15 protein-coding genes are annotated in these 14,202 nt (G+C 36.0%); 11 read left to right on the top strand and 4 right to left on the bottom strand.

Annotated features, from left to right (window positions below):
- Positions 1-161: 161 nt before the first annotated feature.
- The 4 genes from CPRO_RS09700 (at position 162) to CPRO_RS09685 (ending at position 5,890) form a co-directional block, all read left to right on the top strand.
- Positions 162-4,136, top strand: coding sequence for a P-loop NTPase (locus CPRO_RS09700; protein ID WP_066051017.1), 3,975 nt, complete (start codon positions 162-164; stop codon positions 4,134-4,136).
- A gap of 97 nt (positions 4,137-4,233) precedes the next feature.
- Positions 4,234-4,707 (top strand): hypothetical protein, encoded by a 474-nt coding sequence (locus CPRO_RS09695; protein ID WP_066051014.1) that lies wholly within the window; start codon positions 4,234-4,236, stop codon positions 4,705-4,707.
- 115 nt (positions 4,708-4,822) lie between these two features.
- The gene (locus tag CPRO_RS09690) at positions 4,823-5,155 is read left to right on the top strand and encodes a helix-turn-helix domain-containing protein (protein ID WP_066051012.1); all 333 of its coding nucleotides are present in this window, start codon (positions 4,823-4,825) and stop codon (positions 5,153-5,155) included.
- Between the two features lie 141 nt (positions 5,156-5,296).
- A complete protein-coding gene (locus CPRO_RS09685) occupies positions 5,297-5,890 on the top strand; it encodes a DUF4275 family protein (RefSeq protein WP_066051009.1) in 594 nt (197 codons plus the stop codon).
- 604 nt (positions 5,891-6,494) lie between these two features.
- Here CPRO_RS09685 and CPRO_RS16280 read toward each other — a convergent pair.
- Genes CPRO_RS16280 through CPRO_RS09675 form a run of 4 tightly spaced genes read right to left on the bottom strand, consistent with a single transcriptional unit; the run spans position 6,495 to position 8,310 of the window.
- Complete coding sequence (locus CPRO_RS16280) at positions 6,495-6,803, bottom strand: IS91 family transposase (RefSeq protein WP_422664667.1); 309 nt, start codon at positions 6,801-6,803, stop codon at positions 6,495-6,497.
- Positions 6,710-6,967 carry a transposase gene (locus CPRO_RS16275; RefSeq protein WP_422664666.1) on the bottom strand — a complete coding sequence of 86 codons (258 nt, stop codon included), beginning with the start codon at positions 6,965-6,967 and terminating at the stop codon, positions 6,710-6,712. Before CPRO_RS16275 ends, CPRO_RS16280 begins: the two co-directional genes overlap by 94 nt.
- The gene (locus CPRO_RS16080) at positions 6,927-7,436 is read right to left on the bottom strand and encodes an IS91 family transposase (RefSeq protein ID WP_330383831.1); all 510 of its coding nucleotides are present in this window, start codon (positions 7,434-7,436) and stop codon (positions 6,927-6,929) included. Before CPRO_RS16080 ends, CPRO_RS16275 begins: the two co-directional genes overlap by 41 nt.
- Positions 7,429-8,310: a tyrosine-type recombinase/integrase gene (locus tag CPRO_RS09675; protein WP_066051006.1), complete on the bottom strand. Its 882-nt coding sequence runs from the start codon at positions 8,308-8,310 to the stop codon at positions 7,429-7,431. The genes CPRO_RS16080 and CPRO_RS09675 overlap by 8 nt, the downstream gene beginning before the upstream one ends.
- Positions 8,311-8,536: 226 nt before the next feature.
- On the opposite strand from CPRO_RS09675, the gene CPRO_RS15005 reads away from it, so the two are divergent.
- The 7 genes from CPRO_RS15005 to CPRO_RS09640 all read left to right on the top strand — a co-directional run bounded on the left by CPRO_RS15005 (position 8,537) and on the right by CPRO_RS09640 (position 14,165).
- Entirely contained in the window at positions 8,537-9,976 is a 1,440-nt protein-coding gene (locus tag CPRO_RS15005) for an S-layer homology domain-containing protein (RefSeq protein ID WP_082754313.1), read from the top strand.
- A 188-nt stretch (positions 9,977-10,164) separates the two neighbouring features.
- Entirely contained in the window at positions 10,165-10,470 is a 306-nt protein-coding gene (locus tag CPRO_RS09665; protein WP_066049292.1) for a hypothetical protein, read from the top strand.
- Between the two features lie 118 nt (positions 10,471-10,588).
- Positions 10,589-10,864 (top strand): hypothetical protein, encoded by a 276-nt coding sequence (locus CPRO_RS09660; RefSeq protein ID WP_066051003.1) that lies wholly within the window; start codon positions 10,589-10,591, stop codon positions 10,862-10,864.
- 136 nt (positions 10,865-11,000) lie between these two features.
- The gene (locus CPRO_RS09655; RefSeq protein WP_066051000.1) at positions 11,001-11,471 is read left to right on the top strand and encodes a hypothetical protein; all 471 of its coding nucleotides are present in this window, start codon (positions 11,001-11,003) and stop codon (positions 11,469-11,471) included.
- A 217-nt stretch (positions 11,472-11,688) separates the two neighbouring features.
- Positions 11,689-12,621, top strand: a complete 933-nt coding sequence (locus CPRO_RS09650) for a GIY-YIG nuclease family protein (protein WP_066050997.1) — start codon at positions 11,689-11,691, stop codon at positions 12,619-12,621.
- Positions 12,622-13,171: 550 nt separating this feature from the next.
- On the top strand, positions 13,172-13,558 hold the full coding sequence (locus CPRO_RS09645) for a hypothetical protein (protein ID WP_066050995.1): 387 nt from the start codon (positions 13,172-13,174) through the stop codon (positions 13,556-13,558).
- An 85-nt stretch (positions 13,559-13,643) separates the two neighbouring features.
- Positions 13,644-14,165: a hypothetical protein gene (locus CPRO_RS09640; RefSeq protein ID WP_066050990.1), complete on the top strand. Its 522-nt coding sequence runs from the start codon at positions 13,644-13,646 to the stop codon at positions 14,163-14,165.
- Positions 14,166-14,202 lie beyond the last annotated feature (37 nt).

Genomic DNA, 14,202 nt, shown 5'->3' with positions numbered 1-14,202 from the left:
GTTTTATGATTTATCTATAATAAAGATTCTGGTTTTAGCAATAATGGGAAAATAAGTTCAAGCACTTTTAAAAATAGAAATAATTATTTCTGAAGGATTTATGAAATACTATATAGCGATTTCAGTGTGTGCACGATGTGTATTAAGAAAGCAGGGACGTTATGGTCAAAAAAAATAAGTCAAAAACAAAATCTCCCCAAAAGGTAAAGATTGCAAAGGCTACTATTGCAGAATTACAAGAATTCAGAAACGGTGGAGTAATAGCATTACTAGGATTTACATATCAATATTTATACTCATGCTACTTAATTCTAACCCAGATGGATAATACAACAACTTTCTATCTTGAGGGGGTTGAAGACATTGATTTTATAAGGTGTTTAGGCGCATCTGATATCCCAGTCCACATACAGTTGAAATACTCATCGGTAAAGCAAGATGCCAGCTTTCTTAAAGATGTCCTGAAAAACTTTCTTGAAGCATATTTGATAGATAAGCATCGAAACTTTAAGTTAGTATATGATTTTTCTGTTTCAAAAGGTCATTTCAGCAACTTGATAGACGGCACAGTTGATGAGGCAACTTTTCTGTATTGGAATAATATTGTCACGGAAATTAAGAATGGTAATTCTCATTGGAATTGGAGTGACTTTTCTTTTAGTGATTTTTTGTCAAAGCTTTCATTCGAGAACAAGATCAAAGACTCTTTAGAGCGGGAGATTGAAGCTGTATTAATTGAGACATATGACATTGTAACTGACAACATCAAATTATTTGCCAACAGCTTAAAGTACTGTTGTCTCGAGACAATGACCCAAAGGAAGGGTATCTGCAAGTCTGACCTTGATAATCTGATTCAATCAGTAAAAGATGATATTGCCAAAGGTGCATTTAACCCTGCGCTGGGCTGGATTAAAAAAATTGATTATACTCCCAGTGCCTCTGGAACAGATGTGAGTTACTATGAAGGGAAAAAGGCCACCCCTCAAGATATTGCAAACGGCTTGCCTGTAAGAAGATCTCAACTTGAGCAGTTGGTCTTAAAGTCTATTTCCAAGAATGCGGTTACTGTAATAAAGGCTTCAAGCGGACAAGGGAAAACCACAATGGCACTTCAAACGTGTTTCACCTTACTCAAAGAATATACTATATATCAACTTCGCTGGTGTAGCGACGCAAAAGAGTTAGATAATATAGTGAGATTCTTTAAAGCAAGGATTAGATTAGGGGAAAAACCAATTATTCTTCTTGATAATCTGGATGCACAACTAAGTGAGTGGAATCGGTTGGCACAGCTTTTTCAGGAAGATATTTGTTTACATTATAAATTTCTTATTACGACCAGAGAAATAGACTGGTACAACTACGGTAATGATATTAGCAATATAAAATCGATGGAAGTAATTAAACTTGCCCTAGATGAGGCAGATGCATTAGAAATATTCAATGTGCTGCAAGGTGCAAAAAAAATACATCCAACTGTTAAGACTTGGAGAAAAGTGTGGGAGCAGGTGTCTGACAGAAGGCTTCTTATCGAATATGTATATCTGTTGACCCACGGCGAGATGCTATCAGACAGGATATCTTATCAAATATCGCAAATTAGTTCATCAGTAAACGGAAATATAAAATGCGAATTGCTACGGCTAGTTTGTTTTGCCGATATCTGTGGTGTGAGATTGTCACTAAGACACCTAATTGCAGATCTTAGGCCAAAAATTTCTTGTGACATAAGTGAGCTTTTGAAAAGCATTGAAAACGAATTTCTGATCAAAGTTGATAGTGAAAGCAAATATATCGAAGGATTACACCCTGTGCGCTCTAAGCACATTGTAACAAGTTTACACGAGTTCTATGAGATAGATGATACAGCCTTACAGGTGTTGTGTATGTGCGAGCGGAACTATCTTCCCAAACTGTTTTCTTGCTTGCCACTTTACATTTCTTCAAAAAATGAATTTTACACAAAAGTTGTAGATGCTTTATGGAATCCAGCAGATTTAGGTAGTTATACACAGGGCCTGCGCGGCTTATTTTCAGGAAGTGTAATGCAATACTACCGCGAGCAAAAAGCTATCCTTGATAATGCAAATATTCATGGAGGACTTTTCCTTCTTTCAAGCGAATTAAGTCCCTTCACAAAAGTTGATGAATTCGACGTGTCAATAAGTACCTTGGATAGTATGCAAAAAACTTTGCCGGATAACAAAAACATTAAATACTTATGTGAGCTTAGAGATAAGATTCCTAAATATGTGCTATTAGAAACCGATATACATTGTTTTAGTGAAAAGCTTTTTTTCAAGCTTAGAGGAAACAAACTATTTGAAACCATCGAAGATATATCTTCATATTCAAATATTATGTACTGGCTCTACAATATTGATCACCGATTTAATTTGTCTAGTGAGATTGCCCTGAAAAATCTTTGGGAGAATAATGTACGGGTATCTTACGACGCACTGGCTCTAATATTGTACACTTGCTTCTGTGGAAATGAGAAAGAATACAGAGCGTTCGTAGGGGACTATATTGATAATATTTTGCAGTATTTAAAAGAAAAAACAAATTCTCTGCAGGTCTATTTAAGTGAAGCCGATAATGAAATTCATGTGGAATATATTTTGCTGGCGAGTAATATAAAAAAAGCCAACTCAGAAAGTGTCTCCAGATTAACTTCAATTTGCAGAATACTTCCAATTTTTAATGTATATTGTGCCGATGCATTAAAACCGACCATTAATATATTGGAAGGATATAAAGTGCCAGATGATGCCCATAAGACCATGCCGGTCCGAAATATCGTAATAACATTTCACCAAGAATTCAACTCACTATGGAACAAAACACTGATGAGCAACTATGAGTGTGACACGATCTTGGAATGGCTGGAACATTGGTTTTCAATTAGAAAGAACATCTGTATCCTGCTGGATAAATCCTCTTCGTGTGTTTACCATTTGCTTGGTAAAAAGAAGCTAGACAGTTTGGCTACTGAGGTAGATACGCTACGAGAAACTATCAGAAGAGACACCATCTGCGAATTAAAGTTTCCACACGAAGACAGACCGTTTGAAGAAAAGTCAGCATTACCAGAAGGATTTAGTCATGTAAAAAGTAAATATTTCAGTAGCATTGAAAATTTTGGCAACCAATTTCCCGGTTTCTTACTAAAAAAAGAAGACGATGCGAGACTTGCCTTGGTTAATATTAAAACCGCTCGTGAATATTTGAGTGCTATGCAGAACTTATTTGGTGAAATGACCACAAAGTACAAACTATTGATTGCGGAGCATGCAACACTATGCAATCACGAACAAAACGCTTCGGAGCAAATCATTATGGCGTGTCTTTACTATGAAAAGCATGCTCCTAACGAATATTTTAGCAAGTATCAAGTTAAGGCATGGTACGAGGGCTACTACAAACAGTTGCTGACGACAAATGAACTTCAGTTATCTGCACTATCAGAGAACTTTAAGGTCATATTTCCACAGCGTTATCTGCAGGATGGTATCTTAACTAGTTATCCTGTTATCATTCAAGAGCTAGACTTTTCGGATGAAGCCATGTTGTTGCGTGTTATGTGTTCTTGCCTAGGGTTTGCGGAGAGCTGTATTGATTATTTGGTCTTGATGAGTTGCGATTCACAGGGAAAAGTTGCACGAGGAGGTCTTAAATTCTCCAAATCAGCATTTGTAATAATTCAGAATGCACTTGAGAATGACGATTCTCAACCAGATGGCTCGTTCCTTCCGTTTCCGATTGATATCATACCACAAATAGTAGATTGCTTTGGCCGTGGTTATGAACTAGCCTCTGCTATTGTAACCGGATATGAAGGAATTGATAAGATTGCTGAACTGTTATGGGCATACACTAAGGTGCAGGAACTCCTAACCGATGAGCGTGACATTCAATACCGCAAACGAACGGAAGAAAACTTAAAAAACGAAATTTTGGCAACGCTTTCTTTATATAAAGATAAAATTTTATTGGATGATCTCAAGTCAATACAGTCACTTTGCGATAGAGTAATACAAGGACAGCGGTTCGGTAATGATGAGATGAATAAGTTCTGCAAAGCTTTAACGCTAGTTAATGATCAATCTAGGCCAGTATTCAATGAACAATAACAGCCAACATTAATTTCCCGTTATGTTTATTAGAAGTTTTTCAAAATCTTGATCTTTTAGTAAATTGTATGAGTTGACAGGCAAAAGAGGATGAAAAATGAAATCTACAAAATTAAGGCTAAAAATTTGCTTATTTTTATTCATAATATTAATGGGGTCATATTGTTATTCCAATTCACGGTATAGTCAACGATACAATATCATAATAGACAATCGTTCTGATGGTTTTATCGATAAAATATCGTTTAAGCCAGGGAGGGACAGCACTGAAATTTTGGATGTTACACATGTGGCACCACATGAACAAATAGAGATTTCTCGGCAATTCTACAGGGCTGGTGAAAATTTTTTTGCTATTATTGATACACCAAGCGAGAGTGGTAAGATAATTCCTTTAGCCTATATTTATTCTGAGAATTCTGTTAATATTTCAAAGATAATAATTGATGATACAAAAGATAATAAGATTACAAAGCTAACAGTGCTATCGTTTAATAATTTTGCAAACATTATTCCATGGTGGATAAGATCCTTTTATGATTATGAAGAAGTAAATTATGATGATTTGTAGAGACGGGGAGAATAATTTGTGTACATATTATGTTCACATAGTGGAACTAGCTTGAGGGGACAGTAGTACCAAAATGCGAAGTACAAATTATTTATATTTATGAGGGAGAATAATTATGAAAAATCTTAATATTTTGTTGTTTTTAGGTTGCTGTGTAATTGGCGTTTGTGTCATTATCTCAGGCGCAATAATTGCATATAAACTTCCTGAAACAGAAAGTTTTCCGAACAATATTTCTGTTTCGACAACGGATGCAGAACCTGAATTTAAAGATTTTCTTTCTGAATACGAAGTTGCTGCTTATTTTAGCGTAAACAATGACGATGTGACAAAACTTATTCAGTCAGGTGAAATAACTCCTTTCGGTACAAAATTTGGAGATTCATATGTGTTTAGTAAAGATGCTTTAGAAGATTGGATGAATGGTAGAATATCCCAAGGAAAGTGATTTTCTTGTTCTTGTTATGAGCATAATTTATTTATTGTAAGCGCGAGATTATTTGAGTTTTGAAGGGAATATTTAAATTCTAGTTATGTTTATGATTGTACACTAAGAGTTATGGATTGTTAATATCGTGAGGTGAAATATGTGGAAAGTATTGCTCTTAAAATAGTTAATAATAATGGATTGAGAAAATTGGAAAAAGAAATTGACCAGCTCAAGGATTCAACAGAAAGAGATGTCAGAGAGCGATTGCTTGATGCTATCTGGGATAAAATATACGAATATGATGCACATATACTTGATTATGAATATAAACAACATATTATTGAGCTATCTAAGCGAGGGTTAGAATTTGTTCCAGTTGAAAAGAATCCTGTGGTAGCGAATTGGGATGAAGTATTTACATCAGCGGTTTCAGAAGAAACAAAGAAGCATGCAAAACACTATAATGACCAATATAAATGGCATCTCTTTAGCTTTGATTTACTAGATGCCTTAAAATTGGACGCTGCAAGAGAGATTTTTGATACAATAGAAAAAGATGCAGTCTATTTATTTTTTCAGTATGCAGAGGAATGTTATTTTGTAAAGAATGCTTCTTTGCTTAAAGCAAAAGACTTAGACTTTGATAGTGATATGAGTAAGGCGGACATATATGTTTTTGATCCAGTAGGAAAATGGACATATGTAAAGACACACGAGGATTCATGTGGACCATATTTCTACAGTATTAATTGAGCATACTTCGCAATAAATTCAATTTCTTAGTATGTTTATAGGCAGTAATTATTATGAAGATACTTTCAAATTTTCGGAGCAATTTTATCTGTACTCGGTGGTTTTTCCTCAATATTGGCGGTATATAAGTTGAATGAAAAATAACTTCCTGTTAATTTCCGATTATGAGTAGTGAATTATCCGAGCAAAGGCTCAGAAAAAAAGCAACCGAGTAGAGACCTAGTTCCCTTTGGTTGGATAATTCCATAGCGCGAAACCGCGAACGGATTACATATGCTATGGGAAAAGCATTCTGTATTTTCTTAAAAAAATATAAAAGATCACAGTTTTAACCCGATTTTCAGGCGTTATTGTGTAAAAATAAACCATTTTCTGTTAAAATAAGCATAGCAAAGCTAGCCTGTCTCTGAAACAGGCTTTAAAGGCAACCGTAAGCATTGCCTAGCTTATGCAGTTTTGACTACCGGCGGAGAAAGTCCGGTTCTGAGCAAACCAGAGTATCCGCAGTGTTGACACTGAGATGGTTTTCTGCCGAGAATTCTTTGGATAAGTTGTTCGGCAGAAAGCTTTTCTTTGGGGGCAAGACTAGTTCTAGTTTGAATTTTCATATTCGCAGTTTCTTCTGTTTGCCTCGACTGGAGAGAAACCCGTAGTGCCGTATCTTCATAAAACCTTGTGGTAAGATATGCATAAGAAAGCGTCTTATAAACTCGTCAATATTTAGCACCATCTCTTTCCAACGACTGTTGTCGCGATAATCCCGCCATTTAAAGGTAACAGTGTCGTTTTCTAATTTGAGAATACGATTGTTAGAAATCGCTACCCGGTGAGTATAACGGCCAAGATAATCAACAACACAAGGGGCATCTTTAAACGGTGGTTTACAATAAACAACCCATTCTTTTGGTAGCACATATCCAATAGGTTTTGTTCTATTTCAGGTATTTGGAGCTTTAGCAACGCCAGAAACTTCCCTCGAAATTTACGCGAAAGAACCCGTACCGGCAGAAAAAACTTTTTACGTGAAGGTTGCCATTTACCTAAAGTAGTTAATCCACCGGAAGGAATCAATACCATGTATGTGTGGATGAAAGCAAAGATTCTGACCCCAAGTGTGAAGTATGGCTGTAAGCCCAATAGATGCACCTAAATATTTTTTGTCATGGGATAGCTCTTGCAGTGTTTCTGCAACACACCGAAACATCAGATTGTAGCAAGCACGCTGATTATTGTAGATTAGCCAGTTCAGTTCTTGTGGAACAGTAAACACAACATGAAAATAACCGATGTTTAATAAATCTGCTTTCCGTGCATCAATCCAACGTTCCTTGGAAAGGGTTTGACATTTCGGACAATGTCGGTTGCGACAGGAATTGTAGGATGGTTTTTCATAGTTACAAGATGGACATTTATCCATATGCCCGCCAAGTCGAGCAGTTCTACAATTCTGAATTGCATTCATAGCTTTGTGCTGAACAATAGACATTTGATGTTTTCTGCGATAATTTTCTCCGTGCTGTAAGAAAATATCTTGCACCTCAGGCATTGGACTTTACCTTTGATTTGCGTCCACGCTTTTTGGGTAGCGTGTCTAATGGGCTTTGAACCAACTGATTGGTATTGCTTAAATGCAGATAAAATGATGTGGTTTGGATAAAGGTATGTCCTAGCAACTCTTTGATGCAACATACTTCTGCGCCGGATTCCAGTAGATGTGTAGCGAAGCAATGCCGTAATGTATGAACAGTAAATGTATTGGGGAGATTGGCATTTTTACAGTGTCTATGGAATGCATCTTGAATTGCCCTTGTGGTCATGATGTTATTCTTTCTTCCTCTGGAATAAAATAGATATCCATCTGGATGGCTGGGACGATAGTGCTTCCAATACTCTCGTAAAAGCTCAAGATTTCGTTGAGAAAGGAGTGTGTACCGTTCTTTTCCTCCATGAGAGACAAAGATGCGCATCTGCTCACTGTTTATATCTTGAACACGTAGTCGAGCTACCTCTGATATGCGCAATCCTGCACCGTATACAGTTTCAAAGATTGCTTTATCCCGAAGATTATCAATAGTAGAAAAGAACAGTACGATTTCACTTTTGGTCATGATGGATGGCAAGGGACGATATTGGCGACGTCTGGGAATGAGCTGATAATTAAGGTTTCGCCCTAACACGGCACCAAAAATAAAACGCAAGGCACTATTGTAGATGTTTACTGTCCCAGATGATTTACCTGAATCCAGTTGGTAGAGAAGAAACTCACGGATCTCATTTTCACCCATTGTCTCAATGGGACGGTTGTCAAAGTATCTGAGAAATAAAGTTAGTTTCCCCAGGTACTCTTCAACGGTGTGTGGCGATAGACCTCTTAGTTTGATTTCTTCATAAGCCCGTACATAAACTTCTTCATTAGTCATAGAATCATCTCCTTTAAAGTAATGATTCCATTGTATCTGAAAACTGAAAAAACTGCCGTGTTTCAGCAGTTTTAACAGGGTAATATATGGTTTTGGAAAGAGCCACCGCGCTAGCGGTTTAGTGCTATGTTTATAAAATACAATTGATAGAGGTTGCGATAGAGAGATGTAAGGGGTCAGCATTTTAATATATTTAATACGGGAAGATGTGGAGGGGGTTTTTAATATGATTAAAAAATGTATTATTTTTTTGTTTTGTTTAGGTTTGCTTTTTTCGGCGTCTGTTACGGTTTTTGCAGAAGATACTTATCAATTTGAAAAAATACAAGGCGGATATTCTGTACTAACGGGTAAAGTCGAAAAAATAACCAATGGAAGAATAAAGCTTACAAAAATAAGTGATGATCTTTGGAGTGATATTATTGGAACGCAAAAGGCAAACTATATTATTCTTGACACAACGAATTTTGAGGATACAGAGTTTTGTGACGGGGATGTAATAAGGGCATATTTCCAAACTAATATTATGCTTGATTATAGAACAGAAATTGACGAAGATGATTATACATTTGAGCTTTTGGCTTATCAGAGGAAAGACCAAGAAATTTCCGTTGTAGAAATGGCGAAATTCTTGGAAGGAATAGGCGTTTTGAATGGGTATGAGGACGGGGAACTACATTTGGAGCGAAATATAACCAGAGCCGAATTTACTGCACTTATGGTGAAAATTTACCATACGTATACATCAAAGGAAGAGGACGAAATTGAGTTTCCATTTAAGGATATTCCAAAAGACCATTGGGCTAGAGAGCGTATTATATGTGCATTCGCCAATGGAATGATAAGCGGAAAGAATAAAGATACCTTTGCCCCCGACGAAAGCATCACCATAAGAGATTATATTGTTGTTTTGTTGAAAGCCAGTGCAAAAAACGAAGAACAACGCAAACTTCTTTTAGACACTGCTAAGACTTTAGGCGGTTATCCTGATGGATATTTAAAAATTGCCAAGGGAAATGGGCTTATTGCAGATCAGTTACCTGAGAAAATTGCTTCCAGAGGGGATATTGCCAGAATTTTGTACAATGCCTATAATCATGAAGCAACTATCACATATATTAAGGCTGCCAAACCTGTTATATATCTTTATCCAGAAAAAGAAACCGATGTAAATGTAAAAGTTTCTTTTATGGGGGATTTTACGTTTACATATCCCGAATACAAGGACGGTTGGGCTGTAACGGCAAGACCGGATGGAACCGTGATCAGTGGTACAACGGAATATCCTTACCTTTTTTGGGAAGGAAAAGTAATGAATTATTCACCCGAATTTGATGAAGGGTTTTTAGTTAGTAGAAAAGAAACGGTTTCTTTTTTAGAGGAAAAATTGAAAATACTAGGTCTCAATGAAAAAGAACGGACAGATTTTATTACATATTGGACACCCCAACTAATAAAAAATAATTTTAATATCATTAAATTTGATACAGAGGAATATGCTTCGAAAGCTTCTCTTAACATTGTACCTCAACCTGATAGTATAATTAGGGTATTTATGGTATATAAAGTTGCAAATGGAAATGAGAGCATAAAGAAACAGCAATTAAGTGCGGTTGAAAGAAATGGATTTGTTGCTGTTGAATGGGGTGGAGCTTTAGAAGAATAAAATCAAGAAATTCTTTTTAACTATTTTGATATTAACTAACTTATTTAACTGTGCATTATGTTTATACAGCGGAACCAGCCTGAAGGGTGTGCGCTAGTACCCTGATAATTGCGTCATTACTTAAAGGGATGTTTAGGGTGTACATTAATGAGTTGCAAATTTATTATATTGTGAGAAGGAGAAACCGAATGAGCGGATTTTTTAATGTGGGTAGCATTGTTCTAGGCACTGTATCATGGATAATACCAATGCATGCAGTAAGACAATATCACAAGGGGTGTAACCCAAAAAACTTTTCGATTTATAGCTTCACTACTTGTGCCATTGCACTGGTTTTTCAATTATTTGAAATAAGACACAGAGTGGATATAGAAGATTTTAGTACCATTATGGACACGATTGGGGCAATCTCTGTTGTATCTGTTATTCTTGTTGTCATTACTTTTGTACTTAATATTATAGGAACTTATTCATGTAATAATGAAAGCAAGTAACTTTTAGGTAGAAAATACCATACAGCAATTCAATTGCTCATTATGTTTACACAGAGCAACTGGATTGAGAGGTACACTTGTTTGTTTTATTAGTGTATATCAAAGGGGTTATGGATTAATGGAAAAGATTAATTGGAAAATATTAAACGCAGCATTTTGGATAGAGATTATTTTATCATATATTTTACCTTTTAAGGTTGTTAATCACTTTCAATATAATATTGGTTGGCCTATACAATTTATTTCGGTATATGATTCGAAGCCTGTACTAAATCCGCTTATGTCAATGAGTCTTAATCCGTTAGGATTATTGCTAAACGGAGTTATCATATATTGGGCTATTTCAGTTGCAGTAAAAGCTTATAACAAACTCAAATACCACGAGACAAAATGAGCATACCTCGTAGCAGAATCAACTTCTAGTTATGTTTATGATATGCCGTAGATTAGTAAATTAATAAAAACAATGTGTTTTATAGAATCCGAGAGAGCAATACATCAAAATTTTTTTGTGGAGGGAAGAACAAGTTATGGAGCTGAAGAAAATATTTTGGAAAGTACCGTTATTTTGTATCGCCGCAGGCGTGATAGCTTTTTACATGGAAGTTTTTCTTATGATTCGATTTGTTATTGTTAAGCTTCCAGATGGAACTATTAAAACAGATAATACACGAGAGCTTATAATCTATGGATCCATATTTATTGTGACACTTATAGTTGGAGGCATGATTTTTTTCCGGAACATGACGCGAAAAGAGATTTTTTTTTCTGCATCAATTATTGTCGCTATCGGCTTGATAATGGATTTAACTCAATGGGCGTTTAACCTAACAACTGGTCGGGGGGCTGTCTTTTTCATGTATGCTTCTCAAATTTTCGAGTGGAGTAGTATTGTACCTCAGTTATTCCACCGAGTAAATGAAAATCTTTGGCTTGCTTCAGTTATTGGTAGTTTAACACCTTATTTATTTATCCCGTTTGGCAAAAAAGAGCAAGTATAAATTGCTGTTTATCATTAACGTAGGATTGTATTTTTTAGTAAAGCCAGTTGCTCATTTTGTTTATAATTCTACATACAGGTAAGGGGAACAATGAGGATCAGTGCAAATTTAGATTATTTTTTGCTTCTCACATCGGGATAAGGCAGTATAGTAATAATATTTCAAACAATTTTAGTGCTTAATTGAATATTGTTGACAAATTAAGGAGGATTTTCGCATGAATGGCATTAAACTTAAAGACATACTGCGATTCGATGAATTGAAGCAACGCTTCCCGAAAAAGCGTATTAAGTTGCGGTTTAATACAGACTGGGAGGATGCGCTCTCGGATGGCTCAAAATGCAAACGCAACTTTTTAGAGATGTATGAAGACAATAGCCCAACTCTTGTTGATGAGATGCTTTCTAACGGCTCTGAAAAGAAAAATCGTAATTCTAACGAAGACCTAACTTTTTTATTCATTAAGATTGACCGACAAAAGAATCTGTGGTTGTTTGTTGATGCATATAATATTACTGATGCGAATGGGCATAAGGCGGTTAACCCTGTAACACATAAAGAATATAATTCTGCAAGTGCGGAACGATTACACGAATACGAGCCTTTTTTCGGGCGCTTGGTCGTAGAGTGGAAAAACCTATCTCAGCAGTTCTATTATGTTAAGCCAGAGATCATAGACAGCATTGAGCTCACAGAGATTCTTCCTTTGCCTTATCTTGAATCCGGTGAATCGTTTCCAGGTTACGAAGTGGTCAGTAAGACATACCGAGAACTGCGCAAGATTATTACCAAGCAAGATTGGTGCGATGCTCTAAGCAATATTTACGGAGTATATGTTCTGGCAGATGAATCAAATGGCAAACTATATGTCGGCTCGGCTACTGGAGAACAAGGTATTTACGGACGATGGTCTACTTATCTTAATGATGGCTACGACAAAACAGAAGAAAATGACAAGGGTTACCCTAATAAGGGCTTAAAAGAACTCGTTGAAAGCAATAAGATAGATTACATAAAAAATAATTTCCGCTACTCAATTTTGGAGTGTTTCCCTAAAAATGAGTTTGGTAAAGGAAAAACCAGAGAGCGCGAGCAATACTGGAAGAGAGTGTTACAATCAGCACATCCAAACGGGTATAACTATAATTAAACTCCGACATTCCTTGTGTATGAGAATGAGCTTAGCAGTATGTTTACACAGTGAAACTAGCTTGCAACAGTAGTCTACAACAATCTCTGCGAAGAATTAGGAGAAATATTTATTATTGAAAATCATGTAGCTAGTTGTGTTGTTTAAGAACGATGGAGCATTTTCAATGAAGAAATTTATATTTGGAGCTTTGATAACAATCATCGGACTCATCTTTGCCGCCTTTTCTTTTATATGGCAGTCATCAATCCTTGGGATTATAATGGCATTTCTGGACTTTTGGGGTCTTTCCTTGGTACGAATATGCTTGTGCCGTTTATAGTATCCATCACTGTAATGATAATAGGTCTGATCATTTGCGGATATGAAGCATACCGTAGAAGGGAGCAAACTAGGCAATTTAAATAGAAATACGAGTTTCCCAATTTGTTTAAGGTATACAGTTCGATTACACAGAGTCCAATGTTGTGGATAACGGTAATTATCAATACGAAACGAAAATATTATTATTTTTATTGTGTTTATCTTTGTTCTACAAGGAGAGAAGAGAATGACTATGAAAAAAATAGCGATATTAGTTTTATCTGCATTTGTGATTTTTTCCATGGCTGCATGCAATGCCTCATCTAAGGCAGAGGCGTTTAGCGAGGAAAAGTTTTTAGAGGATATTACGCCTAATGTGGTTTGCCTTAATTCCTGTGTGCAGGAGATGTTTGGTGCAGAGGTTGGATCTGATGAAGATAGCTATTTAGCTGCTTATGAAAGCGAGAGTGCCTATGCTGATGGCATGGGTGATATTGCTCTGCTTTTTAAACCGGGAGAGGAGAGCAAATATGTGAATTATTTTATTGACCCTATAGGTTCCTATTATTATCCCGTAAAACTTCAAAACAAATACGGAGGTAAGAGACTATTTAAGAAAATATTTATCAGATGAAGTTATCGATAAATGGTTTTCAAACGACTTTTTGGAATATGAGGGACAGCTTTATTTAAGAAGGGGTTCAAGGGGCTATGGTGCGATGGCATGTGATTTAGAAAGTCTGAAGTATGTAGAAGAAAAGGATGAAAAACAATATGTCACTGTTGATTTTAAGCTCTTTGATGAGTTTGACCATACGGAAACATTGGAATTTTCAAAGGTTCATGATGTATGGATTATGACAAATGAAGTAGTACCTGCCGTTAACGAAACGATTGAAAACAGTGACAAAGAAGTATCGGAAGAAACGGCTATACCCCAAAAGAAGGATGATTATTCGGGTTCGTATGTTGACAGGCAGGGAACAGAAGACATATACAATAATTTGGATTTAACATATTTGGAAGATGAGTCATATCAAGCCACGATTGGTATCTTCCGTTTGGCACAATTAGATGGAGTTGCTAAGGTCGATGGAGAAACTCTTTCTTTTGAAGATGAAGTTTATAAGGTAAAAGGTATAATTATCGTACAAGACAATAAGGCGGAGTTAACCATTACAGAATCTGGTTTTGAATATATTAATCAAGGAGACGTTTTTGAGTTTTCTGAAAAACTATAGCAACATGGAATAAGATGCATATTTAATATCAGGAGCG

The organism is Anaerotignum propionicum DSM 1682, assembly GCF_001561955.1.
GTDB lineage: Bacteria > Bacillota > Clostridia > Lachnospirales > Anaerotignaceae > Chakrabartyella > Chakrabartyella propionicum.
This window is presented reverse-complemented; position numbering and strand designations above follow the sequence as displayed.

What these genes read in the sequence shown, in the direction of transcription:
- CPRO_RS09700 (WP_066051017.1), top strand. Translation starts at nt 162, where the DNA reads ATGGTCAAAAAAAATAAGTCAAAAACAAAATCTCCCCAAAAGGTAAAG.
- CPRO_RS09695 (WP_066051014.1), top strand. Translation starts at nt 4,234, where the DNA reads ATGAAATCTACAAAATTAAGGCTAAAAATTTGCTTATTTTTATTCATA.
- CPRO_RS09690 (WP_066051012.1), top strand. Translation starts at nt 4,823, where the DNA reads ATGAAAAATCTTAATATTTTGTTGTTTTTAGGTTGCTGTGTAATTGGC.
- CPRO_RS16275 (WP_422664666.1), bottom strand. Translation starts at nt 6,967, where the DNA reads ATGGTATTGATTCCTTCCGGTGGATTAACTACTTTAGGTAAATGGCAA.
- CPRO_RS16080 (WP_330383831.1), bottom strand. Translation starts at nt 7,436, where the DNA reads ATGCCTGAGGTGCAAGATATTTTCTTACAGCACGGAGAAAATTATCGC.
- CPRO_RS09675 (WP_066051006.1), bottom strand. Translation starts at nt 8,310, where the DNA reads ATGACTAATGAAGAAGTTTATGTACGGGCTTATGAAGAAATCAAACTA.
- CPRO_RS15005 (WP_082754313.1), top strand. Translation starts at nt 8,537, where the DNA reads ATGATTAAAAAATGTATTATTTTTTTGTTTTGTTTAGGTTTGCTTTTT.
- CPRO_RS09665 (WP_066049292.1), top strand. Translation starts at nt 10,165, where the DNA reads ATGAGCGGATTTTTTAATGTGGGTAGCATTGTTCTAGGCACTGTATCA.
- CPRO_RS09660 (WP_066051003.1), top strand. Translation starts at nt 10,589, where the DNA reads ATGGAAAAGATTAATTGGAAAATATTAAACGCAGCATTTTGGATAGAG.
- CPRO_RS09655 (WP_066051000.1), top strand. Translation starts at nt 11,001, where the DNA reads ATGGAGCTGAAGAAAATATTTTGGAAAGTACCGTTATTTTGTATCGCC.
- CPRO_RS09650 (WP_066050997.1), top strand. Translation starts at nt 11,689, where the DNA reads ATGAATGGCATTAAACTTAAAGACATACTGCGATTCGATGAATTGAAG.
- CPRO_RS09645 (WP_066050995.1), top strand. Translation starts at nt 13,172, where the DNA reads ATGACTATGAAAAAAATAGCGATATTAGTTTTATCTGCATTTGTGATT.
- CPRO_RS09640 (WP_066050990.1), top strand. Translation starts at nt 13,644, where the DNA reads ATGGCATGTGATTTAGAAAGTCTGAAGTATGTAGAAGAAAAGGATGAA.